The 25,764-nt window shown below is 71.4% G+C and carries 23 protein-coding genes; 4 read left to right on the top strand and 19 right to left on the bottom strand.

Features of this window, described 5'->3' with window-relative positions; genetic code table 11:
* Positions 1-14: 14 nt before the first annotated feature.
* Both B085_RS0137615 and B085_RS0137610 read right to left on the bottom strand, forming a co-directional pair.
* Positions 15-917 (bottom strand): carbohydrate ABC transporter permease, encoded by a 903-nt coding sequence (locus B085_RS0137615; protein WP_018563759.1) that lies wholly within the window; start codon positions 915-917, stop codon positions 15-17.
* Complete coding sequence (locus tag B085_RS0137610; RefSeq protein ID WP_026251856.1) at positions 914-2,209, bottom strand: extracellular solute-binding protein; 1,296 nt, start codon at positions 2,207-2,209, stop codon at positions 914-916. The genes B085_RS0137615 and B085_RS0137610 overlap by 4 nt, the downstream gene beginning before the upstream one ends.
* 720 nt (positions 2,210-2,929) lie before the next feature.
* Here B085_RS0137610 and B085_RS49005 point away from each other — a divergent pair.
* On the top strand, positions 2,930-3,235 hold the full coding sequence (locus B085_RS49005) for a hypothetical protein (protein ID WP_018563757.1): 306 nt from the start codon (positions 2,930-2,932) through the stop codon (positions 3,233-3,235).
* A gap of 140 nt (positions 3,236-3,375) precedes the next feature.
* On the opposite strand, the gene B085_RS0137600 is transcribed toward B085_RS49005, so the two are convergent.
* Together B085_RS0137600 and B085_RS45030 are read right to left on the bottom strand one after the other, a co-directional pair.
* Entirely contained in the window at positions 3,376-4,200 is an 825-nt protein-coding gene (locus tag B085_RS0137600) for a ferritin-like domain-containing protein (RefSeq protein ID WP_018563756.1), read from the bottom strand.
* 131 nt (positions 4,201-4,331) lie between these two features.
* The gene (locus tag B085_RS45030) at positions 4,332-4,784 is read right to left on the bottom strand and encodes a hypothetical protein (protein WP_018563755.1); all 453 of its coding nucleotides are present in this window, start codon (positions 4,782-4,784) and stop codon (positions 4,332-4,334) included.
* Between the two features lie 393 nt (positions 4,785-5,177).
* Here B085_RS45030 and B085_RS0137590 point away from each other — a divergent pair, with 393 nt between their 5' ends.
* The 3 genes from B085_RS0137590 (at position 5,178) to B085_RS0137580 (ending at position 7,620) form a co-directional block, all read left to right on the top strand.
* Positions 5,178-5,522, top strand: a complete 345-nt coding sequence (locus B085_RS0137590) for a tetratricopeptide repeat protein (protein WP_018563754.1) — start codon at positions 5,178-5,180, stop codon at positions 5,520-5,522.
* A gap of 138 nt (positions 5,523-5,660) precedes the next feature.
* Positions 5,661-6,806: an alpha/beta hydrolase gene (locus tag B085_RS0137585; protein WP_018563753.1), complete on the top strand. Its 1,146-nt coding sequence runs from the start codon at positions 5,661-5,663 to the stop codon at positions 6,804-6,806.
* 109 nt (positions 6,807-6,915) lie between these two features.
* Entirely contained in the window at positions 6,916-7,620 is a 705-nt protein-coding gene (locus B085_RS0137580; protein WP_026251855.1) for a TetR/AcrR family transcriptional regulator, read from the top strand.
* Between the two features lie 140 nt (positions 7,621-7,760).
* On the opposite strand, the gene B085_RS0137575 is transcribed toward B085_RS0137580, so the two are convergent.
* The 15 genes from B085_RS0137575 to B085_RS0137505 all read right to left on the bottom strand — a co-directional run bounded on the left by B085_RS0137575 (position 7,761) and on the right by B085_RS0137505 (position 25,733).
* Positions 7,761-8,096, bottom strand: a complete 336-nt coding sequence (locus B085_RS0137575) for a nuclear transport factor 2 family protein (protein WP_018563751.1) — start codon at positions 8,094-8,096, stop codon at positions 7,761-7,763.
* Positions 8,097-8,141: 45 nt separating this feature from the next.
* A complete protein-coding gene (locus B085_RS0137570) occupies positions 8,142-9,047 on the bottom strand; it encodes an SDR family NAD(P)-dependent oxidoreductase (RefSeq protein WP_018563750.1) in 906 nt (301 codons plus the stop codon).
* A gap of 206 nt (positions 9,048-9,253) precedes the next feature.
* Positions 9,254-9,997, bottom strand: coding sequence for an SDR family oxidoreductase (locus tag B085_RS0137565; RefSeq protein WP_018563749.1), 744 nt, complete (start codon positions 9,995-9,997; stop codon positions 9,254-9,256).
* Positions 9,998-10,233: 236 nt separating this feature from the next.
* Positions 10,234-10,470 carry a hypothetical protein gene (locus tag B085_RS0137560; RefSeq protein WP_158689908.1) on the bottom strand — a complete coding sequence of 79 codons (237 nt, stop codon included), beginning with the start codon at positions 10,468-10,470 and terminating at the stop codon, positions 10,234-10,236.
* Between the two features lie 558 nt (positions 10,471-11,028).
* Positions 11,029-12,066 carry a sugar phosphate isomerase/epimerase family protein gene (locus B085_RS0137555; RefSeq protein WP_018563747.1) on the bottom strand — a complete coding sequence of 346 codons (1,038 nt, stop codon included), beginning with the start codon at positions 12,064-12,066 and terminating at the stop codon, positions 11,029-11,031.
* A 34-nt stretch (positions 12,067-12,100) separates the two neighbouring features.
* Positions 12,101-13,489 (bottom strand): nucleotide pyrophosphatase/phosphodiesterase family protein, encoded by a 1,389-nt coding sequence (locus tag B085_RS0137550; protein WP_018563746.1) that lies wholly within the window; start codon positions 13,487-13,489, stop codon positions 12,101-12,103.
* Positions 13,486-14,655, bottom strand: a complete 1,170-nt coding sequence (gene eboE, locus B085_RS0137545) for a metabolite traffic protein EboE (RefSeq protein ID WP_018563745.1) — start codon at positions 14,653-14,655, stop codon at positions 13,486-13,488. The genes B085_RS0137550 and eboE overlap by 4 nt, the downstream gene beginning before the upstream one ends.
* A 13-nt stretch (positions 14,656-14,668) precedes the next feature.
* A complete protein-coding gene (locus B085_RS0137540) occupies positions 14,669-15,517 on the bottom strand; it encodes a TatD family hydrolase (RefSeq protein WP_018563744.1) in 849 nt (282 codons plus the stop codon).
* Positions 15,517-16,152 (bottom strand): EboA domain-containing protein, encoded by a 636-nt coding sequence (locus tag B085_RS0137535; protein ID WP_018563743.1) that lies wholly within the window; start codon positions 16,150-16,152, stop codon positions 15,517-15,519. Before B085_RS0137535 ends, B085_RS0137540 begins: the two co-directional genes overlap by 1 nt.
* Positions 16,149-17,006: a sugar phosphate isomerase/epimerase family protein gene (locus B085_RS0137530; protein WP_018563742.1), complete on the bottom strand. Its 858-nt coding sequence runs from the start codon at positions 17,004-17,006 to the stop codon at positions 16,149-16,151. Before B085_RS0137530 ends, B085_RS0137535 begins: the two co-directional genes overlap by 4 nt.
* Positions 17,003-18,223, bottom strand: coding sequence for an SCO3242 family prenyltransferase (locus B085_RS45025; RefSeq protein WP_018563741.1), 1,221 nt, complete (start codon positions 18,221-18,223; stop codon positions 17,003-17,005). The genes B085_RS0137530 and B085_RS45025 overlap by 4 nt, the downstream gene beginning before the upstream one ends.
* Positions 18,220-19,374, bottom strand: coding sequence for an inositol-3-phosphate synthase (locus B085_RS0137520; protein WP_018563740.1), 1,155 nt, complete (start codon positions 19,372-19,374; stop codon positions 18,220-18,222). Before B085_RS0137520 ends, B085_RS45025 begins: the two co-directional genes overlap by 4 nt.
* 93 nt (positions 19,375-19,467) lie before the next feature.
* The gene (locus tag B085_RS0137515) at positions 19,468-23,187 is read right to left on the bottom strand and encodes a ThuA domain-containing protein (RefSeq protein ID WP_018563739.1); all 3,720 of its coding nucleotides are present in this window, start codon (positions 23,185-23,187) and stop codon (positions 19,468-19,470) included.
* A 298-nt stretch (positions 23,188-23,485) separates the two neighbouring features.
* Complete coding sequence (locus B085_RS0137510; protein WP_018563738.1) at positions 23,486-24,490, bottom strand: sugar phosphate isomerase/epimerase family protein; 1,005 nt, start codon at positions 24,488-24,490, stop codon at positions 23,486-23,488.
* Between the two features lie 28 nt (positions 24,491-24,518).
* Positions 24,519-25,733, bottom strand: coding sequence for a Gfo/Idh/MocA family oxidoreductase (locus B085_RS0137505; RefSeq protein ID WP_018563737.1), 1,215 nt, complete (start codon positions 25,731-25,733; stop codon positions 24,519-24,521).
* Positions 25,734-25,764: the final 31 nt, after the last annotated feature.

The raw sequence follows: 25,764 nt of genomic DNA, 5'->3' as shown, positions 1-25,764 counted from the left end.
GCGCTTGAGCGCCTTCACTGTGCGTCCTCCGATCGGGTCTGGAAGCGGAGGCCGACCGTGGTCAGCGCCAGGATGATCAGGGTGAGTACCGTCGCGATCGCCGAGCCGTAGCCGACGTCCGTCTTCTCGAAGAAGGTCGAGAAGGAGAAGTAGGACGGCACGATGGTCGCGTCGGCGGGACCGCCCTTGGTGAGGACGTACACCGCGCCGAAGACCTTCAGGGCCGCGATGGTGCACCACAGCATCACCACGTAGATCTCGGGGCGGATCTGGGGCAGCGTCACGTGCCAGAAACGCTGCCACCAGTTCGTCCCATCCAGCTCGGCCGCCTCGTAGAGCGAGGGATCGACCCGCTGGAGTCCCGCCATGAAGATCACGACGGGGAACCCCAGCTGCACCCAGACCATGACGGCCATCACGCTGTAGAGCGCGAACTTCGGGTCACCCAGCCAGTCCTGCTGGAGCGAACCCAGGCCGACCGCCTTCAGCAGCTCGTTGAGCGAGCCGTTCTCGGGGGCCAGGATCCAGCTCCAGACGATGCCCGCGACGGTGATGGGCAGGACCTGGGGTAGGTAGAAGCAGGCACGCAGCACGCTGGCCAGCTTCGAACCGAAGTGCTTGCCGATGAAGTCGAACAGCGCCGCGGCCACCACCAGACCGACGGCGGTGGGGATCACCGCCATCGCCAGGACCATGGCGACGCTGTGCCGGAAGGACTCCCAGAAGCGCGAGTCCTTCATCAGCTCCCGGTAGTTCTCCAGCCCCGCCCAGGTGGGCGAGCCGACGCCCTGCCAGTGCGTGAAGCTGAAGTAGATGTTCATCACGAACGGCACGATCACGACGGCCAGGAAGGCGATGACACCCGGGATCAGGTACAGCGCGTAGGGATTGCGCAGCCGGAGGGGTCGGGCACTCATGACGTGGGCGCACCCGCGTCATAGGCCTTCTGCAGTTCGTCCAGGACCTGGTCCGGGGTGCCGCTGCCGGTGATCAGCTTCTGGGTGGCCGAGACCAGCACGTCGTAGAAGCCGGGGACCGGCCAGTCCGGGTAGAAGGCGAGACCGTCCTGGTCCGAGACCTTGTTGAAGTTCTCGATCAGCTCCTTGGAGCTGGGGTCGGTGATCGCCGAGGGCTCGGCCGCGACGGGCACGCCGCCGTTGTTGCCGAGGGTGTTCTGGATCCCCTTCTTCATCGTGATGTCGATGAAGTCATAGGCCAGCTGCTTGTTCTTGGCGTTCTTCGGGACGACCCAGAGGTTGCCGCCCGAGCCGAGGGTCATCTTGGAGTCCGGGAAGAGGAACGAGCCCCACTGGAACTTGCTCTCGTCACGGAAGCGGCCGTACCACCAGCTGCCCGAGAAGAAGATCGGGGACTTGCCGCTGATGAAGGAGACGCCGGCGTCCTCGGCCTTGGCGCCGCTGGTCGTCTTGGCGATGTAGCCCTTCTTCACCCAGTCCGACAGGGTGTTCGCGGCGTACGTCCAGGCGGCGTCGTGGAAGTCCGCCTTGCCCTTGTAGAGCTCGAACGCGTCGACCCAGCTGCGGTCGGCCTTGGTCAGGGCCAGCTGGTACAGGTACTGGTGGGCCGGGTACTCGGCGCCGCCGTTGGCGAGCGGGGTGACGCCCTTGGCCTTGAAGGCGGCCAGCGCCTGCTCGAACTCGTTGAAGGTGGTCGGGACCTTCACGCCGTTCTTCGCGAAGAGGTCCTTGTTGTAGTACACCATCGTGTACTCACCGAAGTTCGGGATGCCGTACCAGTTGCCGGAGCCCATGACGCCCTTGGCGTCGTAGCGGCTGGTGGTGGTGACGCTGGGGCTGAGCAGCTTGTCCCAGCCGTACTTGGTGACCTGCGGGGTGAGGTCGGTGAGCAGACCCTGCTTGGCCAGCAGGCCGGCCGTGGCGTTGCCCTTGTTGTACTCCATGAGGTCAGGGGCGTTACTGGAGTTGAGCACCATAGAGGCGGTCTTCTGGATCTGCTCGAAGCCCTTCGCCTCGAACTCGACCTTGACGCCGGGGTGGGACTTCTTGAACTCCTCTATCGCCTGGTTCCAGGCGATGCCCATGGCACTGTTCGGAGCTTCGTAGTGCCAGAGCTTCAGCGTCTTGCCGTCGCCCTCCGCACCGCTGTCCGAGCTTCCGCACGAAGTGATGAGCATGGCGCCCGCAAGGGCAGCTGCTGCGAGAGCCAGCGGTCTGCGCACCTTCAACATTGAAGTGACCTCCACCTGGGCCGAACGAGTGAGGCGTCCATCGAATGGTTTCGATGCGACGCGTCGAAGCGCTTCGACGCAGGACCGTATGCAGCGAGCGCGGATATGTCAATGGTGTTAACAAATTGCCGACCAGCGATTTTCGAAGCGTTACCGACGCTCGACGACCGCGTGACGTGCTGACGGATGCCCGGAGTGACGACGCATGGACGCAGCGGTGCACGGCGCGGGACGCAAGCGCTTGACGGCTAAGCGGACTTGCCGACTCCGGCGTTTCGGCGGAATTTTCCTTTGCATCACATGCGCATCAGAGACCCCTTTTGTCGCATACGTCACGCCAGCCTCTGCGGCCACGGAGGGTTCCGCCGGAGAGAGGTTCCAACGCGGCCTCAATCCCCGCACCTCGCAGCACGGTTGGGTCATCGCTGACACAACGGAACCTCCGCGGCACGCACGGTTGAGGGGGCGTCACAGTCGAGCAAAAGTTACCAATATGCACTTTTTGCCTGATCCCTTTGACGTGCGGTGCAAAACGCGCCTACCGTTCATATAGGGACGTCTTCAACTACAGACATCTGTTCCGGCGTTCCAGGTCCGTGAGGTGCGTCAGCGCCCAGGCGTCCGCACCCCATCCGCGCCGGGATCGCTCACGTTCCCGCGTGGCGGCGGTCCGCCCAGCGCGGACCGCGACCCGAAGTCCAGATCCCCGAAGGGGGAGTCATGCGCACGCTTACCATCCGCAGGATCGCCGCCGCCGCTGTGGTGGCGCCCCTGCTCGCCTTCGCCGGAGCCACCGCGGCCAGCGCGGCGACGCCACAGACAGCACCCGCCACTGCGCAGTCCGTCGTCGACCACGGCGGCGGCTGGGGCGGCGGACATGGCGGCTGGGGTGGCGGACACGGCGGCTGGGGCTGGGGGAACGGTTACGGCTGGGGCGGTTACGGCGGCTATGGCGGTTACGGCGGCTACTACGGCTTCTACCCCGGCTTCTACGGTTCCGGCTTCTACGGAGGCTTCTACCGCTGAGGTCGTCGGGCCGGCGCCCCGCCGGCCCGTCCGATGACGTCCCCACCGCGACCGCCGCCGTCCGGGCCTCCGGACTCGGACGGTGACGGCCCACGGTGTCGACTTCCGACCTGCCGGGCGGACGGGGCCGGCCAGGGCCGTCAGGCCCTCCGGCCCGCCCGACCCGGCGAGGACAAGCGCGTATTCCGCAGAACCACCGACGGCCCCCGTGATGCGGGGGCCTTCGGCGTGCCCTCGTCCGCCTCGGAGTCCGTCGCGTCGGGCTCGCGCAGCATCGCGGAGGCGGCTGCTCGCGACGACGCCACGGTGTCGGCGACGAACCGCGCCCGCCCCACGCCCAGCACGCGCAGCGCCCGGCCGTGGTCCACCGCCACCAGGATCGCGGCCCCCGCCACGGCCGCACGCCAGCCGGCCGTCGCGGCACGGCGCGAAGGAGCGGGCAGGGCCGCGAGCGACGCCCGCAGGCGCGCGCAGTGGAAGGGCACGTGCCGCTGCTCGTCGGCGAGGATCCGGCCCGCGACCTCACGTGTGAGCTCGTCGACCGCACCCTCCCTCAGGGCCCCGTAGTAGCGCAGCGCGACCTCCTCGGCGACCATCAGCACCAGCAGTTCCAGACGTAGCCCCAGCAGGCGGCGCAGGGCGACGAAGGCCCGGTCCGTCCAGTGGCCGTCGATGGTGGTGGCGCCTGCCGCGTCGAGCAGCCGGGCGAGCAACCGGGCGTGGTTCTGCTCCTCGGCGACGAACAGGCGCACCGCCCGCGCGTAGTCGCGGTCCCCGGCCGCGTCCGCCTTGGCGATCAGGTGCGCGCCGTCGCCGTCCTCACCCGCCTGGAAGCGCTGCACGCTCGCGCGTACCGCGTCGTGCAGCACCGCTCCGCCAGCCCACGCGGGATCACCCGTCGCATGCCGCCGGTCCCGCTCCTCCTCGAAACGCTCCGCCCACCAGGCGAATCCACTCGCGGTCATGTCCCTCCCTGCCACCACGGGGCACGTTCTTCCCTCGCGTCCCGGCTGGGAAGGACGCGCGGACTGCCCCGGCCGTTCCCGTGACACGGTCCCGCGTCGCGCAGTCGCGCGTCACACGCTCGCGCGACCGCTCAGTCCCACAGCTCGCGGACCGGGTCGTGCGGCCAGGACGGCTCGGTGTCGGGGTAGCTGATCGTGAGCTTGGTGAAGTGCCGCAGGCCCGGGTCCCCGGGCCAGGGCTTGCTGTCGGAGAGCGTGATCTTGACCGGGAAGGTGTGGAAGTGGCCCGCCGCGCAGTACGGATCGCAGTCGTTGGCCTCCTCGTAGCCGGTGGCCACGGCCGAGTCGCCGCCCCAGTGCGACCAGTACAGGCCGCCCAGCCGGTCGTTCCCGTCCCCGCAGGCCAGCAGGAAGTCGGGGGGCATGACGAGCCCCCGGCCGAAGCAGGTGACCAGGACCGTGGCGTAGGTCGGTTCGGCCTGGGCCGCCTGGACACCGGAGGCCGCTGAGGCGGGGGCTGCCGCGATCACGGTCGCGAGGGCCGCGGAGGTGGCGGTCAGGGCGAGGGTGCGGAGGAGTGGCATCTCGGTCTGCCTTCCTGGCCGCCGCCGGGAGTGGTGGCGGTCGGTGGCGAGGGTGCGGTCCGGAGTGCCGCCGCGCCGGCCGCGGGACCGGAGGCAGGACTGCCGGCGGCGTGCCCGCGGGCAGGCGTGGCACGGAGCAGGGGCGAAGGACGGAGGGACGGCACGCGGTCCCCGGTCCGCGGTCCGCGGCCGTACGGCCTCGAAGTCACGTTCCTCCAGGAGGGTGAGGCGCGCAACCCGGCCGGACCATGTTCGGGCCCCACCGACACGCTCAGTCATCGGATGGGTACGGAAAATGCGACCAGATCAAGGGTCGCCGTGGAACAAATCCGACACTTGCCCCGGTTGAAAGCCCTGACACCGAGATCGTCATTCCGCCGAGGTGATACAGCAGTGGGCACCGAGATGACCAGTCCGTCCACGGAGACGTTCAAGCGCGCCGTGCTCTTCTTCAACCGGCAGCGCTACGCCGCCGCGGCCCGGACGCTCGCGTCCATCGTGGACGTGGCACCCCGCAACATGGCGGTGCGCATGCTGCTGGCCAGGTCGTACTACTTCTCCGCGCAGCTCTCGCGGGCGGAGGCGGAGCTTCGCGACCTCCTGCGTGCCGAGCCGCAGGACGCGCACGCGCACCTCCTTCTCGGCCGCACGCTGGAGCGGCAGGGCCGGCTCGCGGAGGCCGCTCCCCACCTGCGTCTCGCCGACGCGATGACGGCCTGGGACCTCGTCGTCGTCTGACCCCCGGGCCCGGCGGGGCCGCGCGGCGCCCGGCGCCCGCGGGCCACTCCCCCGGCCCATCCCCGGTTGTCCGGACCGTGCCGCCTCCGCAGGCTGCTCACGTGGGGGCCAACGACCGACCACGGTTCGGAGACCGCAATGACCTGTCCGCACGTCCGGTCCATAACGCGACGCAAGGCTCGCTACGCCGTCGCAGTCCTCCTCGCGGCCGCCGCGAGCCTCACCGCCTGCGGGGAGAAGACGACGAACGCCGCACGCGTCGACCACGCGGTGCCCGCGGACACGCCCGCGCCGAAGGTGCCCTGCGGCAACCCGCCGGTACAGCTCGACCCACAGGCTCAGGACTTCCTGGACCAGCTCGCGGCGGCGGACGGCCCTCCCCTGTACACGCTCTCCTACGCGGCCGCCCGGGGAGTGCTGGACAAGCTGCAGGCGGGTCCGGTGGAGATGCTCCCGGCGCAGGTCAGCGAGCGGACCGTGCCCGGCGGACCGACCGGCCCGGTGTCGGTGCACGTCGTACGGCCCGAGGGCGCCAAGGGGGACCTGCCCGGGATCGTCTACATCCACGGCGGCGGCTGGGTGCTGGGCAACTTCAAGACCCATGAGCGCCTGGTGCGCGAGCTCGCCAACGGCGCGCAGGCGGCGGTGGTCTTCGTCGATTACACCCCCTCTCCCGAGGCGCAGTTCCCCGTGCCGATCGAGCAGGCGTACACCGTGGCCAAGTGGGTCGCCGACAACGGCGGCCGGATCGGCGTCGACCCTTCGCGCCTGGCGGTCGCCGGCGACTCCGTGGGCGGTGACATGACCGCCGCCGTGACGATGATGGCCAAGCAGCGCGGCGGGCCCGACTTCCGGCACCAGGTGATGCTGTACCCGGTCACGGACGCGAACTTCGACACCGCCTCGTACAACCGCTTCGCGGAGAACTGCTGGCTCGCCAAACCCGCGATGAAGTGGTTCTGGGACGCGTACGCCCCCCGCCTCAAGGACCGGCAGAACCCGCTGGCGGCCCCGCTGCGCGCCACGGTCGACCAGTTGCGCGGCCTGCCGCCGGCCTTGATGGTCACGGACTCGGACGCGCTCTTCGACGAGGGCACCGCGTACGCGGAGAAGCTGCGGGAGGCCGGCGTGCCCGTCCGGTTGACGCACTACCCCAAGATCACGCACGACTTCATGATGCTCAACGCCCTCCGCGACACGGAGTCCAACAAGAAGGCGGTGGCCGAGGTCACCGCGGCGCTCCGCGAGGCGCTGCACGGGGCGGATTCCGGCCCCGCCAAGTGAGCTTTCGGCACACCGTACGAGGAGGGGCGGCGGGCTCATCCTGCCGCCCCTTCACGACCTTTCGGCGGGTAAGTTTCCTTTGGTAACATTTTTCTGTTATCGTCGATTCATGGATGAGAGGGCGACCACCAGAGAGCGGATCATGTCCGCTGCCGCCAACCTGCTCGCCGAGGGCGGCCGCGACGCGGTCTCGACCCGGTCGGTCAGCAAGGCTGCGGCCGTTCAGCCGCCGACCATCTACCGGCAGTTCGGCGACATGCAGGGCCTGCTCGACGCCGTCGCGGCGGAGGGCTTCGCCGACTACCTGCACCGCAAGACCGACCGGACGCGGGCCGACGATCCCGTCGAGGACCTGCGCTGGGGCTGGGACCTGCACATCGAGTTCGGTGTGGCCAACCCGGAGATATACCAGCTGATGTTCGGTCAGCCCAGGCCCGGAGCCGAGCCGGCGGCCGTCACCGAGTCCTTCAACGTCCTGCGCGGCCTGGTGACCCGGGTCGCCGAGGCGGGCCGGCTGAGCGTCGACGTGGAACGCGCCATGCTGATGATCCACTCGGCCGGCTGCGGGGTCGTCCTGACGCTGATCGCCACACTGCCCGGGGCTCGCGACCCGGAACTGTCACCGCGGACACGCGAGGCCATTCTCGCCGCCATCACCACCGCGCAGCCCGAGGACGCCGCCGGGGAGGAACGCCGGACGATCACCCGTACCGTCGCCTTCAAGGCCGTGCTCCCCGAGATCGAGGAGATCCTCACACCCGGTGAACGCATCCTGCTGAACGAGCTGCTGGACCGCATCACGCACTCCGCCTGAGCCGCCGCGCGCGGGGCCCGCCGCCGCCCTGCCCGCGGCGCCTTGCGGCTGCCTCACTTCTTCCTGCTCTTCCTGCGCGGAAACGCCCGGTGGGGAACCGTCGTGCGACGGTTCCCCACCGGGCGTTCCGGCCACAGCGGTCAGCCGGTGATCCTCATCAGGGCGATCCGGTCGCCCTCGACCGTGAAGGCGAAGTCCGACGGGCCGTTGAAACCGTCGCCGCCGACCTGGGTGGAGACGATCACCTGGCTCCCGCGCCGGGTCACTCCGGTGACCGTCAGGGAGACCTTGACGCCGATGAACTCGCGGCCGCTCCAGCCCTCGACGGCCTCACGGCCCTCGAAGCGGCGGCCCCAGTCGTCCACCGCGCCATGCTCGCTGAACTGGTCGAGGAAGGCCTCGGTGTCATGGGCGTTCGCCGCGGCGACGGCGCGCCGTACGGGCTCGGGAAGCTCGGGAAAGTCGGAAGCGGTCATGGCGGTTCTCCTTGGCGGTGTCGGGCGGCTGTGGCCGTGGGCTCGTCAGGCCTGCGTGCGGGGGCCGAGCAGGTCTTCCAGGCCGATCCGGTGGTAGAAGTCCTCACGGATCCGGTCGGCGACGACGGAGACGGCCTCCGAGCCGTCGTCGGCGGGGTCGATGTGGGTCCTGAAGGGCCGCTTGCCCGCGGGAAGCCCCACGACACGGACGATCTCGCGCGCCACCTCGGCGACGTCGGCGTCCTCGGGTGTGATGGCCGCCAGGGCGCGGCCGACCTGCTCGGTCAGGCCCTCGTAGCGGGTCTCGTAGTCCGCGACGGTGGCGGTGTCGGCCGGATGCCCCGCGTTGACGAAGTGGTTCGTGCCGGAGGTGAAGGCGCCGGGGACGACGATGGAGGTGTCGATGCCGAAGCGTGCGAGCTCGGCGGCGTAGCTGACGGCGACGGCGTCCATGGCCGCCTTCGCGGCGAAGTACGGGGCGACGTAGGGCGGAGTACCGCCGCGGGTGCTGCTGGACCCGACCCAGAGCAGCAGACCGTGCCCCTGGGCCCGCAGGTGCGGCAGGGCCGCGCGGTTCACCCGCTGGGTGCCCAGCACATTGGTGTCGTAGACGGCGGCCATCTCCTCCGGGGTGAAGGCCTCGGTGGGGCCGAGCACCATGTGGCCCGCGTTGTGGACCAGGACGTCCAGCCGGCCGGCCTCGCGCAGAACGGTGGCGACGGCCCGGTCCGCGCTGTCCTGCGAGAGCACGTCGAGTTCGACGACCCGCAGGTCGATGCCCTCGCGGGCGGCCCGTTCGCGTGCCTCCGCCGCGCGTTCGGCGTTGCGGCCGGATATGTCGCGCATGCTCGCGTAGACGGTGTGACCCGCGGAGGCGAGGGCGTGGGCGGCGAGAGCGCCGAATCCGGAGCTCGCACCGGTGACCAGGACGACGGAAGACACGGGGGACATTTCGGAGCTCCTTGGGCTACTGGGGGCCGCTCCCGGTTCAGGTGGCGTCCGGGTCACGGATGGGGTGGGTGGCGCGAGGTACGGGATCTGCCGGGAGGCAGGGTGCTGCTCGGTACGGAGGGGCCGAGGGAACCGGGAGGCCGGCCTCCGGCGGACGGGCCCGCGGCCGGCATCCGGCAGGAGCCGCGCGAGGCGCGGCCCGCGGGTCAGGCCACTCCGCCGTTGGCGAAGATCGTCTGGCCGTTGATCCAGCGACCGGGGCCGGCCAGGAAGGAGACGACCGCGGCGATGTCCTCAGGGGACCCGAGTCGCTCGAGGGGGTTCATCTTCGCGAACCGCTCTATGGTCGCCTCGTCCTTGCCGTTCAGGAACAGATCGGTGGCGACCGGGCCCGGCGCGACGGCGTTCACGGTGATGTCGCGACCGCGCAACTCCCGGGCCAGGATCAGGCTGATCGCCTCGACCGCGCCCTTGGACGCGGCGTACGCGGCGTAGGTCGGCGTGGCGATCCGGGTCTGGGACGAGGACACGTTGATCACGGCACCGCCGTCGCGGAGCCTGCGGGCAGCCTGCTGGTTGACCACGAAGGTGCCGCGGATGTTGGTGCGGTGCATGCGGTCCAGGGCGTCGAGGTCGAAGTCCGCCACAGTGTTCAGGATCATGAGACCGGCCGAGTTGACCACCACGTCCACACCGCCGAACTCCTGCTCCGCGGCGTCGAAGAGCGCCTGGACCGCCTTCTCGTCGGCGACATCGGCCCGTACCGCGAGGGCGGAACCGCCCTCGGCGGCGATCTGCGCGACGGTCGCGTCGGCGTCGGCCTGGTTGCCGGCGTAGGCGATGACGACCGCCTGGCCTTCGGCGGCCAGGCGCAGCGCGACCTCGCGGCCGATGCCGCGGGAGCCGCCCGTGACGATCGCGACGCGGCGGGCGGTGGTGGTCTCGGTCATTGCGGTCTCCTGATCACACGAGGGGGCGGCTCGTTCCGTCGCCCCGCTTCCACCGATAACAGTGCCACGTTATCGTCGGAAACGCAACCGGCGCTAACGATATCTCGTTAGCGCCGTTCACATGGGAGTCCGCGACGTGCGCCCTCCCGCACGCGACGGGGCCGCCGCCCCGGTGACGGGGGCGGCGGCCCGGGAATCGAGGGCCGTCACGCGTGGGCGTTCAGGCCGGCCGGAGCTCAGCGGAAGCGACCACCGAAGAAGAAGGGGTCGAAGAGGTAGGGCCCGAAGAGGTACGAGCCGAAGAAGCCGCGGTCGAAGCGGTAGAAGTCACGGTTGTGGCCGCGGCCACCGTGGCCACGGTCGTAGCCGCCGCGACCGTGGTCGCCCGTGACGTGGGTTCCCTTGGTGCTGGCGAGGTCCGGGGTGGCGGCGCCGGCAGCAGTGGCACCACCCAGCAGAACGACAGAGGCCACACCGACAGCGGCCACAAAACGGGAAACGCGCATACTGACTCTCCTGTCTCGGCGGGCACCGTGGCGGTGTCCGCAAGGTTCCGACATGGAGAGCGTGCGTCGAGGACATTCGCGCCGCACGACGGAATCCCGTCACACTCCGTTACACGACAGCGCGTCAGATGCGGCGAACGGTGGACTCCGGACGGGGCGCATGGCGCCGAATGCCCGATGATCACGGGTCCGACGGGGCCTCAACCGTTCGGCCACGCACTGTAATCACGAACCGTCACGTCCGGGCCTCCCGACGGGTGAATCATCGTCACCGACAACGTACGTCAACGCGGCCACCCAGCCCGCGGGACGACCGAGCCGACCGCGGGGCCGGAGCTGATGGGAACCGCTCCGTCCCTGGTCATGGGCTCGGGCGGCGCTGCGGCCACAGGACTGCACGAAGTCGGGGCGACACGCAAGCCCGGCCCCCCTCAGTAAGACAAAAGGGCCCGGCCCGCCCGAGCGGGCGGGCACGGGGCCCCTGTGGGAGGCCGGACGAAGCGTCAGCTCGTCACCGACACGGCGTCAGCAGTCCCTTTCACGCAGCGAGTGCAGGTACGCGCTCGACCTGCGCGCGAAGCTGAGGGAATCGGCCGGCGTGTCGTGCTCGGTCTGCCAGTGGTGGTCGAGGCGGCCGCCGTGCGTGCGCGTCACGGCCGAGATGAAGCGCTGGTAGTCGATGTCGCCGTCCCCGACGTCGACCATGCGGTAGCCGTCGCGGGTGGTCTCGTCCCGGTCCCCGTCCTTGACGTGGAAGAGGGGGTAGCGGTCGGGCTGCTTCAGCACGTAGCGCAGCGGGTCGAAGGGGGCGGGGGTGCCGTCCACCCGCTTGGAGAAGCGGAACTGGCCGGCGTAGGCCCAGTAGATGTCCATCTCCAGGTAGACCAGGTCGGGGTCGGTCTCCGCGAGGAGGACGTCGTACAGCCGCACGTTCGGGCGGTCGGTCGCGAAGGAGAACTCCTCGGCGTGGTTGTGCTGGTAGAACTTCATGCCGCGGGCCTTGGCGGCGGCGCCGTACTCGTTGAACTCCTCGGCGCAGCGCTTCCAGCCGTCGACGGTGCTGCCGTACCGCCAGGGTCCGGACGCGGTGCCGATGTGCTTCAGCCCCAGCGCCTGGGCGTCGTCGAGGACCTTCGTCAGGTTCTGCGCGAAGGTATAGGCGCCCGGGTCGCCGTCGTCGTAGTAGCCGACATGGCTGCCGATGGCGCGCAGTCCGTGGTCGCGGGCGAGCCGGCGCAGCTGGGCGAGGGTGATCGCGCCCGCGGAGCCCTGGGTGTAGCCGGCGTACTCGATCTCGTCGTATCCGTACTTCTCGAGTTCGGCGAAGACGGGGGCGAAGCCGAGGGTGGAGACCTTGTCGCGCAGCGAGTACAGCTGGATGCCGAGGCGGCCGGGGGGCAGGACGGGGCGGCCGTGGCCCTTGCCGTGGGCGGCGGCCGTCGGGGCGGTCGCGCCGAGCAGCGCGGCGGCGGTGGCCCCTGCGGCGACGCCGAGCATGCCGCGCCTGCTGAGCTTGCGGCTCAGCTCCGGGTCGGGGCTGCTGTTACGACGCGTGCTGGTCATTGTGGATAACTCCTTGGCGTCGGTGACGTGTGGTTCAGTGGAGTCCTGCAAGGCGCAGGAGCAGGGACTTCACTTCGGTGGCCGCGACGCGGCCGTCGACGGCACGGGGGGCGGAGCAGATGATGAGCGGACCTTCCTCGTCGCTCGCCGGGAGGCGGCCGTGGCTGCCGCGAATAGGCGAGGGGTCGAGCGGCACGACCGCCATGCGGTAGCGCATGCCGAGCTTCTTGCGGGCCAGGGCCGTGGCGGCCTTGACGCGTACGTAGGGGTCCTCGGGGTCCATGAAGAGCTCGACGGGGTCGTAGCCGGGCTTGCGGTGGATCTCGACGAGCCGGGCGAAGTCGGGTGCCCTGTCGTCGTCGAGCCAGTAGTAGTACGTGAACCAGGCGTCCGGGTCCGCGACGGCGACGAGCTCTCCGGAGCGCGGGTGGTCCAGGCCGTGGCGCTTCTTCCCTTCGTCGTCGAGGAGTTCGGCGATTCCGGGCAGGGTGGCGAGGACCTTGCGGGTGGCCTCGAGGTCCTCGGGACGGCGCACGTACACATGGGCGATCTGGTGGTCGGCGACCGCGAACGCGCGGGAGGCCATCGGGTCGAGGTACTCCATGCCGTCCTGGGTGTGGACCTCCAGCAGCCCGGCGCGCCGCAGCTCCCGGTTGATGTCCACGGCCCGGCTGACCGGCGTGATGGCGTACTCGGAGAGCGCCACCACCGTCCGGCCCTCCCGGCGTGCGTCGTCCAGGAGCGGGGCGAGTGCCTCGTCCAGTTCGGTGGCCGCGCGCCGGGATCGGGGGTCGTCCGGGCCGAAGCGCTGCAGGTCGTAGTCGAGGTGCGGGAGGTAGCAGAGGGCGAGGTCGGGAGTGCGGGTGCGCAGGATGTGCCGGGTGGCGTCGATGATCCAGCGGCTGGAGACGATGTCGGCGCCCGGACCCCAGAAGTGGAAGAGGGGGAAGGTTCCGAGGGCGTCGGTGAGCTCGTCGTGGAGCTCGGGGGGCCGGGTGTAGCAGTCGGGTTCCTTGCGGCCGTCGGCGTAGTACACGGGGCGTGGGGTGACCGTGACATCGGTGTCGGCGCCCATGGCGTACCACCAGCAGATGTTGGCCACGGTGTAGCCCGGGTGCGCGCGCCGGGCGGCGTCCCACAGCTTGTCGCCGGAGACGAGACCGTTGTGCTGGCGCCACAGCAGGACGTCGCCGAGTTCGCGGAAGTACCAGCCGTTGCCGACGATGCCGTGCGCCGCGGGCGGCGCACCGGTGAGGAAGGTGGACTGGGCGGCGCAGGTCACCGCGGGGAGGACGGTGCCGAGCGGGGCCTGTGAACCGGCGTCGGCGAGGCGCTTCAGGCGCGGCATGTGGTCCAGGAGACGGGGGGTGAGGCCGACGACGTCCAGGACGAGGAGGGGGGACGGCCCGGCTGTGTCGGTCATGGGAGTTCCTTCAGGCCGAGGTCGTGGAGGAGGTCGCGGGCGAGGCCGAGTTCCGCGGCGATGCCGTCGGCGAGCTGGGCGCGGGTACGAGGGCGCAGCTCGGGGGGAAGGGCCTGCCAGGTGTAGGTCTCGACCTCGAGGTGGTGGGTCAGCGGGGCCGGACCGCCGACGAGGCGGGCGAGGGCGTCCTTGAGGACCGGGACGGTGGAGGTGAGCGGAGGCGCGGGCGGTGCGTGCAGCGGCACGTGGAAGTGGGCCCGCCAGGGGGCGCCGGTGGGGAGTGGGCCCTCGGTGAGCGCCTGGTTCAGGTCGTCGGTGCCATGCAGGCCGCCGGCGGTGCGGGCGCGGGTCTGGTGGAGGAAGCGGGGTTCGGAGAAGGCGGCGAGCGCGTCGCGTACGTCCTGCAGGTGCGGGTGTTCGGCGTGCAGGGCGGCGGAGAGCTGGACCTTGGGAATGGTGATCCCCGCCGCGGTGAGCGCGTCCAGCGCGGCGGCGGGTTCTTCGAAGGAGGTGGCGAGGTGGCAGGTGTCGACGCACACACCGATGCGCGGGTGGGCGATCGCGGCGAGGGGCTCGATCGCGTCCGCGGTGGTCTCCACGATGCACCCGGGTTCGGGTTCCAGCGCGATCCTGATGGATTTCCCGGTGAGTTCGGCCAGCGCGTCGAGCCGCGCGGCGAGGGTGGTCAGGGCGTCCCGGGCGGTCCGCGCGGAACGGTCGTCCCAGGGGGTCCGCCAGGCGAGCGGAAGGGTCGAGATCGATCCTTCGGTGACATCCGCGGGGAGCAGGGCGGCGAGGAGGTCGGCGAGGCCGCTGGTGTAGGCGAGCCGTTCCGGTTCGGTCCAGTCCGGTCGGTAGACCCGGTACTTGACCTCGGCGGCGCCGAAGCCCTGGTAGGGGAAGCCGTTGAGGGTGACGACCTCGAGGCCGCGGCGGTCGAGGGCGGTGCGCAGCCCGCGCATGGCCGCCGGATCGGTGTGGAGGGCGTGTGCGGCGTCCTTGGCGAGCCAGAGCCCGATGCCGAGGCGGTCCCGGCCGAGCCGCTTGCGGACGGGTTCGCAGTGGTCGCGGAGCTGGGAGAGGACTCCTTCGAGCGTCTCCGCGGGATGGACGTTGGTGCAGTAGGCCAGGTGGACGACCGAGCCGTCGGGGTGCCGGAAGCGCATGGGTCCCGCCTCCTCATTCCCCGCCGCGGAGGATGGAGTTGCCCTCGTGCAGGTCCCCGGGGGCGGCGGCGTCGAGCTGCAGCCTGCCGCTGCGGCCGTAGAAGGCGACGGGATTGCGCCACATGACCTGGTCGACGTCGTCGTCGCTGAATCCGGCGGCGAGCATCGCGTCCGCGGTCCTGCGGGTCTTGAGGGGGTCGCTCTTCCCCCAGTCGGCTGCCGAGTTGACCAGCATCTTCTCGGTGCCGTGGGACTTCAGCACGGCGACCATGCGGTCCTCGTCCATCTTCGTGTCGGGGTAGATCGAGAAGCCGAGCCAACAGCCGCTGTCGGCGGCCTCCTTGACAGTGGTCTCGTTCAGGTGGTCGAGCAGGACGAACTCGGGGTCGAGCGCCGACTCGCGGACGACGTCGATGGTGCGGCGCATCCCGGTGAGCTTGTCGCGGTGCGGGGTGTGGACGAGGGCGGGCAGTCCGTGGTCGGCGGCGAGCTGGAGCTGGGCGGCGAGTGCGGTGTCCTCGGCCGGGGTCATCGAGTCGTAGCCGATCTCGCCGACGGCGACGACGTTGTCCTTGACGAGGAAGCGCGGCAGCGCGTCGAGGACGGGGAGGCAGCGCGGGTCGTTGGCCTCCTTGGGGTTCAGGGCGACGGTGCAGTGGTGGGCGATGCCGTACTGCGCGGCGCGGAAGGGTTCCCAGCCCAGGAGGGAGTCGAAGTAGTCGAAGAAGGACTCGGGAGAGGTACGGGGCTGACCGAGCCAGAAGGAGGGTTCGACAAGGGCGCGGACACCGGCGGCGTACATCGCCTCGTAGTCGTCCGTGGTCCGGGAGGTCATGTGGATGTGGGGGTCGAAGATGCGCATCAGGACTCCTCCGTCCGGGACGTCAGGGCGAGGACGCGGTGGAGGCCCGCGGGGACGGGCCGGCCCGCGGCGGTGCGTTCCGCCGCGTAGTCGCCGAGCATGCGGGCCAGTTCCGCGTCACCGTGTGCTCGCTGCCCGAGCTTGGCGGCGGCGTCCACCGGAACCCCGGTGAACAGGCACTTGAGGAGGGCGTGGCGCCAAGTGTGCGGATCGAGGTGCTCCGCGGCGTAGGGGCCGACGGCGGCGGCGACCAGCCGCGTGTCGTTGGTGCGCAGGGCGTCCTCGACGAGCGGCACCCCGTCGGCGGGGGCCGGCTCGAGGTGGGGCAGCGCGAGGAGGACGGCGCGGCGCTCCGCGGCTGTGCCCTGCCGGTACAGACGGGTCAGGGTGGCGGCGTCGGCGCGGGCCTCCCGCAGAAGCAGCACCCGGGCGGAGTCCGCGTGCTCCTGACCGCAGTGGCGGCCCGCGGAGGCGAAGTGCTGTTCCCAGCCCGGCGGGGAGGAGGGTGCGGTAGGGGTGTCGTCGTCCGTGGCGCCGCCGGGGGCGGCTCCGGCTTCGGCGAGGGCCGCGTCGAGCCAGGCGCGGGCGGCGTCGCCGAGCCGGTCGTGGACTACCTCATGGGCGGGTGTCGTCATGCCGTGGCTCCGTTCGTGGGGGTGTGGGAGCGCAGGAAGTCAAGTGAGGTGCGGGCGAGTTCGGGACCGGCGTGGGAGTGGCGGGGAAGTTCGACGACGGTCAGGCCCTCGTAGCCGCTGTCCTCCAGGGCCTGGAGGACGGGCGGGAAGTCGATCTCCCCGTCGCCGAAGGGGAGGTGCTCATGGACGCCGCGGCGCATGTCCTCGATCTGGACATGGCGCAGCCAGGGAGCGGCCTGCTTGACGCAGTCGGCGGGAGATGCCGGTTCCAGGCACTGGCAGTGGCCGATGTCGAGGGTGAGTCCGAGCGGTTCGGGGTCGCCGAGCAGGCCGCGCAGGTGGTGGAAGTCGTCCAGGCACGCCAGGAGGTGACCGGGCTCGGGCTCGACCGCGAGGGGGATCCCGGCAGTGGACGCCGCGTCGAGGACGGGCGCGAGGGCGTCCTGGAGCCGCTGCCAGGCGGTGGTGGACGGGGTGCCGGCGGGCGTGATCCCGCTGAAGCAGTGCACGGCGTGGGCCCCGAGGTCCGCGGCGACCTGGACGGCCCGCACGAGCAGCCGGGTGCGGGCGGCCCGGGCGTCGGGGTCGGGGTCGAGGAGGGAGGGGCCGTGCTTGCGGCGCGGGTCGAGGACGTAGCGGGCGCCGGTCTCGACGGTGACCTCGAGGCCGAGGGCGGACAGCCGTTGCGCGAGCCTGTGGGTGCGGGGACCGAGGTCGGGTGCGAGGGGGTCGAGGTGCATGTGGTCGAGGGTGAGTCCGACGCCGTCGTAGCCGAGGTCGGCGAGAAGTGCCAGGGCGTCGAGGAGACGCAGGTCGGTGAGGCCGTTGGTCCCGTAACCGAGGCGCAGGCTCATGTGGGGCTCACCTTCCTGGCGATCCGGCGGGCGACGGGGCCGAGGGCCAGGACGGCCACCGCGGAGGCACCCGAGCCGGATCGGGCCGCCAGGGCGGCCTGCAGCGGGATCATGGCGCGGATCCCGCCCCCGACCGCGCGCTGGGTGAGGGGTGGTGACGGGTTGAGAGCGGCGTGCAGGTAGGGGGTGAGAGCGGTGCCCGCGTAGACGGCGGAGGCCAGTGCCGTCATGGCGTGGAGCAGTTCCGGTGGCCCCGCCGTCGGCGGTGCCGCCGGTCGCGCACGGCGGCCACCGCCCGCCCCGTGCCGGGTGGTGGCCGCCGGCGGGCGTCCGGACGTGCGCAGCCGGCGCAGCGTTCGGGCGGCGTCGGTGGTGACGGCGGCGATCGCCGTGGTCGTGACCAGCGCGGCGAGCGGTGCGGTGCTGGAACCGCCCCGCGTCTCGTTGCGCGAGACGGTGGTGACCGCGTAGGTGTGCGCGCCGAGCAGGGCGGCGTGGGGCAGCGCCGCGGCCAGTGCCCGGGGGCGGGTGGCCGTCGCGCCGAGCACCAGGTCGAGGGCGCGTGCCGTGGCCATGGCGGCCGGGCCCGCCACTGTGTGCTTCAGGCGCAGGTCGTACGCCCAGACCGTCGCCGCGAGGGTGGTGGCGAGGGCGAGCGGGGCGCGTCCCGCACGGGCCGCGAGGGCCAGGCCGGTCGCGGTGAGGGCTCCGGCGGCCGTCAGGGCGGCGGCCGGGCTGATCCGGCCGGACGGGAGGGGTCGGTGGGGGCGGTCGACTGCGTCCTCGTCGCGGTCGGCCCAGTCGTTGAGCGCCATGCCCGCGTGGTAGAGGCACAGCGAGCTGCCGATGGCGAGGAAGGTGCCGCGACCGGGGCCCCGACCGGTCGCGGCGGCGCCCGCGAGGGCGTCGCCCGGGACGGTGAACAGGGCGGAGACGCGGAAGAGTTCCGCCCAGTCCCACAGCCGCGTGCCCGGAGCGGTCCGGCGCGCATCGCAGCCCTCCGCGTCCTCGGCGACGTCGGCCTGACCGCCGCTTCTGCCCCCTCCCGGGGCGGCCCCCTCCGCCGCCCCGGGCGGGTGGGTGCCGCGCGCCCCGTTCCGCGGGACGGCGTCCCGCGCCGCGCCGCCCGGCGGGCGGCGGGCGGTGAACGCCGTCACGGCGCCGAGGGCCGCCACGAAGGCCAGGGCCCGCAGCCGCCGCGCTCCCGGAGCCCTCACCGGGACTCCCCCAGCCGGGCGGCGAAGGCCAGCAGCTCGCCGTACTGCTCGGAGAGCGATGCGGGCGCCCCCGGGTCGGGGTCCTTGAAGTAGAAGCCCAGTTCGGGGAGGGGGCCGCTCAGACCGGCCTCGTGGGCGCGGGCCGCGAAACGGGCGAGGTCGATGACGAGCGGGGCGGCGAGGGCGGAGTCGCAGCCCTGCCAGGTGGTCTGGAGCACCATGCGGGTGCCGAGGAAGCCGTCGAAGGCGATGTGGTCCCAGGCCGTCTTCCAGTCGCCGAGGGCCGGCACGTCGTCGATGTGCACCTCGCCCTCGGGGGCGGCGCCGAGGGCGTCGGCGAGGACGCGCTCCTTGCCGGCGTTCTTCGCCGCGGCCGCGGCGGGGTCCGCGAGGACCGCCCCGTCGCCGCCGCCGAGCAGGTTGGTGCCGGACCAGGCCCGTACCGACAGGGCGCGTTGCACGAACATCGGGGCGAGGACGGAGCGGAGCAGGGTCTGTCCGGTCTTGCCGTCCCGTCCCGCGTGGGGAAGGCCGCGGGCGGAGGCCGCCTCGGCGAGGGCCCGGGTCCGTATCCCCGTGGAGGGGGTGAAGTTCACATAGGCGCAGCCGGCCTCGACCGCCGCCGCCGCGTAGAGGGAGCTCACCGGCAGGCGGTCGCTCCCGGGTTCGGGCACGGGCTCGGTGGAGGCGACGTTGACGACGACGGTCCGGGCCAGGTGGTGGCGCCGGGTGAAGGCGGTGATGTCCGCGGCGAAGGCCGCGATCAGTTCCTCGTCGCCGCGCGTGTCGCCGGGGAGCGGGCCGCCGGTGCGGATCTCCCGGTCCGCGGCGGCCAGTTCGGCGCGGAGCGCGGTCGGCAGGCCGTGCGGGAGCACGCCGCCCTCCGCGAGCTGTTCGGCCCGCTTGCCCAGTGGGCAGGCGGCCGTGTCGTGGCCGCCGAAGACCAGGGACGGCAGCGGCGGGAGTGCGGCCGCCGCGAAGGGTGCGGTCTCGCTCACCATGCCCGTCGCGGGATGGAGCCCGGCGGTGACCGCCGCGCATCCCGCGACGGCGGTGGTGGCGACGGAGCCGCGGGCTCCGATGAGCCACACTCCGGTGCGCGGGGGCGACTGATTGTCCGATGCCGGTGCCGGGGCGGACGGGTTCGTCACGGCTGCCTCCCTGGTGCGAGTGGTGGGGGCGGCGGGCGGGGGCACGGCGTCTCCCCGCCCGCCGCCGGCTCGTGGGTGCCGGCAGGACCCGCCCTACGAGGAGGGCAGTTCCTTGATCTGGACGTTCCGGAAGGACACCTTGTCGTCGGCCCCGTGGTTCTGCAGGCCGATGTAGCCGTCCTTCAGACTGCGGACCGGGTCGGTGTTGGTGAAGTCGTTGATCTTCACTCCGTTGAGGAAGATCTGAAGTCGTTCACCCTGGACCTTGATCTCGTAGCTGTTCCACTGGCCCGGGGGACGCAGTACCTGGTCGCGGGCCTTGAGGTTGGCCGACTTGAAGCTGTAGACGGAGCCGGTGGTCCGGTCGGAGGCGTCCGAGGCGTCGATCTGGATCTCGTAGCCCTTGTCCACGGCGGACCAGGGGTCGTCGGAGGCCGGGAAGCCCACGAAGACACCGGAGTTGTCGTCGCCGTCCATCTTCCAGTCGAGCTTCAGCGAGTACGAACCGTACTGCTTGGCCTGGTACCAGAGCAGGCCCATGCCGCCCTCGGTGCGCAGTTCACCGTCGACGACGTTGAACTTGCCCGGGCCCGCCTGCTTCCAGCCCTCCAGGGTGTGCCCGTTGAACAGGTCGCGGTAGCCCGTCTGCGGCTTGCAGTCGGCCTTGACCTGTCCGGCGGCGTAGCGCAGTCCGCCGAGGAGGTGCTGGCGGAAGGCCGGCTCGGCGTAGGACTCCTTGGTGTGCCCGAGACCGGTGTAGAAGGAGCGGCCGGACTGGTAGGTCTGGCACCACGCGATGGGGTGGTCGCCCTTCATCGTGCCGCCCTGGTAGGTGGTCTCGTCCAGGGTGGCGAGGACGCGGGCCTGACCGCGGGGATTTGTGCGGTAGTTGTACCACTCGTCGGTCCGCTCCCAGCCGGCCTCGTCGAGGTGCGCGGTGGCCGGGTGGTCGTGGTCCTCGGCGCGGACGGTGGCCTTCTGGATCTGCGGGTGGCCTTGGAAGTAGGCGCCGACGAGACCACCGTAGAAGGGCCAGTCGTACTCGGTGTCGGCCGCGGCGTGGACACCCATGTAGGCGCCCCCGCCCTTGACGTAGTTCTCGAACGCCTGCTGCTGCTCGGCGTTGAGGACGTCACCGGTGGTCGACAGGAACACCACGGCGTCGTAGCGCGCCAGGTTGTTGCTGGTGAACTGCTTGGGCTCCTCTGTCGCGTCGACGGTGATGTTGGCGGTGGCGCCGAGCTCCTTCAGCGCGGCGATCCCGGTGGGGATGGCGTCGTGGCGGAAGCCGGCGGTCCTGGAGAAGACCAGGACGCGCTTGGCGGCGCGGTCGGCCGGAACGTCGGAGAGCTCGAAGTCGTCCAGGTCGTAGAGCGCCCCGGAGCCGCCCTTGAAGACCAGGAAGAGTTCGGTGGTCTTCTTCGGCACGGCGCGCAGCGGTACGTCGATCTCCTGGAAGGTCTCCCAGCCGCCGGTGACCGGTACGGGGGCGGAGCCCAGGATCGGGCCGGTCGCCGAGCCGGTGCGCACCTCGAGGAAGCCGCCGGCGCCGCCGGAGGAGACCCGGGCGGTCAGCCGGACGGAGCCGGTGAGGTTGTAAGGCTTGAAGGAGATCCAGTCGCCGTTGTCGATGTTGCCGACGGTACGGCCGCCGTGGGCCTCGGCCTTGTCGAAGAGGTCGACTCCGGACGAGGAGGTGAAGTGCTCGGCCTGCCGGTGGCGCGGCTGCAGCTGGGCCTGGTCGTGGCCGGTGAGCGCCTCCTGGCCGCCGCCCCCGCCGTCGGTGTACTCGGCGTCGAAGACGCCGAAGATGTTCGCGTTGGGGTCGTGGCCGCCGTCGGCGGAGGTCTTGATGGTGCCGGAGCAGCCGTTGGCGGAGGTCACGGGGTGGCCGTGGCTGTCGTGGCCGAGGATGTAGGTGACCTTGACCTTGGAGCAGTCGACGGTCCCGTCCTCGGGGTCGGTGACGGTGACCTTGAACGGGATCTCGTCACCGAAGCTGAACAGGGCGCCCTCGGCGGGCAGGTCCAGCGTGACCTTGGGCGCGGTGTTGCCGACGACGACCTGGACGCTCGCGGTCGCGGTGCGCCCGGTCGGGTCCTTCACCGTGAGGGTCGCGGTGTAGGTGCCGTTCGTGCGGTAGGTGTGGGCGGGGTCGGCCGCGGTGGAGGTGCCGCCGTCGCCGAAGTCCCAGCTGTAGGCGAGCGTGTCGCCGTCGGGGTCGGTGGTGCCGGCCGAGGAGAAGGTGACCTTCAGGGGCGCGGTGCCCGAGGTCTTGTTTGCGGACGCCTCGGCGCTCGGCGAGCGGCCGTCGGTGGCGTTCTCGATCCGGTAGAGCGCGGAGTGCTCGTCACCGCCGAACCAGGCGGTGCCGTAGTCGAGGACGTACAGCGCGCCGTCCGGGCCGAAGGCCATGTCCATGATCTGCGTCCCGGTCCAGGGGACGTCGTTGATGGACTGGACGGTGCCGTCCTCGCCCTGCTCGATGCGCTTGATCCAGCGGCGCCCGAACTCGCCGGCGAAGAAGTCGCCGTCGTAGGCCTCGGGGAACTTCACCGGGGAGTCCAGCTCGGGGTCGTACCGGTAGACCGGTCCGCCCATCGGGGACTCGGAGCCGGAGCCGAACTCGGGCACCGAACCGCCGTCGTAGGGGAGCCAGGCGGCGTGCGCGGGCGGCAGGTCGGTCAGGCCCGTGTTGTACGGGGAGTCGTTCTTCGGCGCGGCGCAGTCGAAGGTCTGGCCGGACTGCCCGGTGGCGAAGTCGTAGTCGACGTACGGGTCGTTGTCACCGGTGCAGAAGGGCCAGCCGAAGTTCCCGGCCTCCGTCACACGGGCGAACTCGACCTGGCCGCCGGGGCCGCGCTGGGGGTCGGCCGCACCGGCGTCGGGACCGTAGTCGCCGACGTAGGCGACGCCGGTCTTCTTGTCGACGCTGAAGCGGAACGGGTTGCGGAAGCCCATGGCGTAGATCTCGGGCCGGGTCTTCTCGGTGCCCGGGGCGAAGAGGTTGCCCTCGGGGATCGTGTACGAACCGTCGTCGGCGACCTTGATCCGCAGCAGCTTGCCGCGCAGGTCGTTGGTGTTGCCCGAGGTGCGGCGCGCGTCGTAGGCGGGGTTGCGGCCCGGGCGGTCGTCGATGGGCGAGAAGCCGTCGGAGGCGAAGGGGTTGGAGTCGTCGCCGGTCGACAGGTACAGGTTGCCCTGGGCGTCGAAGTCGATGTCACCGCCGACGTGGCAGCAGATACCGCGGGTGGTGGAGACGTCGAGGACCTTCTTCTCGCTGCCGAGGTCGAGGGTCCAGTCGGCGTTCAGCGTGAAGCGGGAGAGCCGGTTGACGCCGTCGAACTTGGCGAAGTCGGCCTCGGTGCCCTGGTCGGGGGCGTCGCCCGCGGGGGTGTCGAGCGGGGGCGCGTAGTAGAGGAAGATCGCCCGGTTCTCGCTGAAGTCAGGGTCGATGCCGACGCCCTGCAGGCCCTCCTCGTCGTGGGTGTAGACGGGGACGGTGCCGATGACGGTGGTGTCGCCGGCGGCGTCGGTCCTGCGCAGCTCGCCGTCGCGCGAGGTGTGCAGCACGCTGCGGTCGGGCAGGACCGCGAGCGACATGGGCTCGCCGGTCTCGGGCTCGCCCTTGGCGAGGGTGACCTGCTGGAACTCCTCCGCCGCCGCGGCCGCGGGCTCCGTATCCAGAGGCCGGGCCGAGGCGGCTAAGGGGGCGGAGACGACGAGGGACGTGGCGGCGAGGAGGCCGCCGGTGAGGAGCGCGAGTCCCTGCCGGAATCGGGTTCCGGGTGCTCCGGGCCGTTTTCTGTGCACGTGTGTCCTCCGGGAAGGTCGTACGGGCGGATGCAGCTGCCGTGCGGAAGATCCGGGGACCGGCGTGCGCCGTCACGCTGGTCGGGGATGCCACGTCAGGACCGGCCTCGTGTTTCAGGCCTGTGTCCTGTACACCTCAGGGACGGTAGCCGGGTTCGTCCGGGACCGAAAGCCCTTGTGCGGCAGATAAGTTGAACTTTCTCCAGGGTCAGGACAAAGGAGCGCCCGGGCAGCCCGACAGGCCCGGCGGCGATGGCCGCCGGGCTGCGGACTTCTGGCTGTGACCTGCGACGACGCCCTAGTCGTTGCCTCCGAACGCGGCGTCGAAGGACGCCGTCGGCGGGTCGAAGTCGAAGCGCTTCAGGAGGGAGAGCGCTTCAGGGGCGCCGGCGAGGCGGTCCATCCCCGCGTCCTCCCACTCGACCGAGATCGGGCCGTCGTATCCGATCGACCGCAGCATCCGGAAGACGTCCTCCCACGGCACGTCGCCGTGCCCGGCCGAGACGAAGTCCCAGCCGCGCCGCGGGTCGCCCCAGGGCAGGTGGGAGCCCAGGCGCCCGTTGCGGCCGTCGAGGCGCTTGCGGGCCTCCTTGCAGTCGACGTGGTAGATGCGGTCCTTGAAGTCCCACAGGAACCCGACGGGGTCGAGGTCCTGCCACACGAAGTGGCTCGGGTCGAAGTTCAGCCCGAACGCCGGCCGGTGGCCGACGGCCTCCAGCGCGCGGTGCGTGGTCCAGTAGTCGTAGGCGATCTCGGCGGGGTGGACCTCGTGGGCGAAGCGGACCCCTTCGGCGTCGAAGACGTCCAGGATCGGGTTCCACCGTTCGGCGAAGTCCTCGAAGCCGCGCTCGATCATCCGCTCCGGGACCGGCGGGAACATGGCCACCAGATGCCAGATCGACGAGCCGGTGAAGCCGATGACGGTGCGCACACCGAAGGCCGCCGCGGCGCGCGCGGTGTCGGCCAGCTCGCGCGCGGCGCGCTGCCGCACGCCCTCCGGCTCACCGTCGCCCCAGATGCGGGCGGGCAGGATCCCCTGGTGGCGCTCGTCGATGGGGTTGTCGCAGACGGCCTGTCCGACCAGGTGGTTGGAGACCGCCCAGCACTTCAGTCCGTACTTGTCGAGCAGCGCCCGCCGCCCGTCCAGGTACGCGGGATCGGCGAGAGCCTTGTCGACCTCGAAGTGATCGCCCCAGCAGGCGAGTTCGAGCCCGTCGTATCCGAAGTCGCGGGCGAGTCGGCAGACCTCCTCCAGAGGCAGGTCGGCCCACTGGCCGGTGAAGAGTGTGAAGGGTCGTGGCACGGCGAGGGCCTCCTCGATGCGGGTGTGGTCAGGAGGGGACGGGGGTGTACACGGCGTTCTTCTCGGCGCTCTCCTCCACCGCGGCCAGGACGCGCTGCACCTGCAGGCCGTCGGCGAACGACGGCGCCGGGGCGGTCCCCTCGGCGATGCCGACGACGAGGTCGCGCGCCTGGTGGGTGAAGGTGTGCTCGTAGCCGAGCGCGTGGCCGGGCGGCCACCACGCCTCCAGGTACGGATGGCCCGGCTCGGTCACCAGGATCCGCCGGAAGCCGGCCGTTTCGGCGGGCTCCGTGTGGTCGTGGAACGACAGCTCGTTCAGCCGTTCCAGGTCGAAGGCGAGCGAACCGCGCTCGCCGTTGATCTCCAGCCGCAGGGCGTTCTTGCGCCCCGACGCCATCCGGGTGGCCTCGAACGAGGCGAGCGCCCCCGAGGTGAGCCGCCCGGTGAACAGCGCCGCGTCGTCGACCGTCACCGGCCCCCGCCGCGCGCTCCCGGAGCCCGACAGCCCCGACGAGGCGCCGTCCAGCTCGGGCCGGTCCCGTACGAAGGTCTCGGTGAGTGCCGAGACGCCCACCAGGAGCTCCCCCGCCAGGTACTGGGCGAGGTCGACCGCGTGCGCGCCGAGGTCCCCCAGCGCCCCGGAGCCCGCGTACTCGCGCTTGAGCCGCCAGGTCAGCGGGAAGTCCGGGTCGACGAGCCAGTCCTGGAGGTAGGTCACCCGCACGTGGCGGATCGTGCCGACCCTCCCGTCCGCGATGAGCCGCCGGGCGAACGCGACCGCGGGCACCCGCCGGTAGTTGAAACCGACCATGGCCACCTGGCCGCGGGCGGCCGCCCGCTCGGCCGCCGCGACCATGGCCTCGGCCTCGGCGACCGAATTGGCCAGCGGCTTCTCGCACAGCACGTGCTTGCCCGCCTCGAGCGCCGCGACGGCGATCTCGGCGTGGCTGTCGCCGGGGGTGCACACGTCCACCAGCTGGACGTCGTCCCGGTCCACCAGCGCCCGCCAGTCCGTCTCCGCGGCCGCCCAGCCGTGCCTGGCGGCCGCGGCCCGGACGGCGCCCGCGTCCCGGCCGCCGATCGCGGCCATGACGGGCCTCATCGGCAGGTCGAACACGTGGCCCACGGTGCGCCACGCGTGGGAGTGGGTGGCGCCCATGAAGGCGTATCCGACCATGCCGATGCCGAGCGCCGGCGAAGCGGCCCCTGCCTCACTGTCTTCCTTGCCGGCCATGTCAGCCATGCCGTTGCTCCTCGTCGGTTGCTCGGATCGG

Origin of the sequence: Streptomyces sp. BoleA5 (assembly GCF_000373665.1) — a bacterium.
Lineage (GTDB): Bacteria > Actinomycetota > Actinomycetes > Streptomycetales > Streptomycetaceae > Actinacidiphila.
Note: the sequence above shows the minus strand (reverse complement) of the source record. Positions and strands in the feature narration are given on the sequence as shown.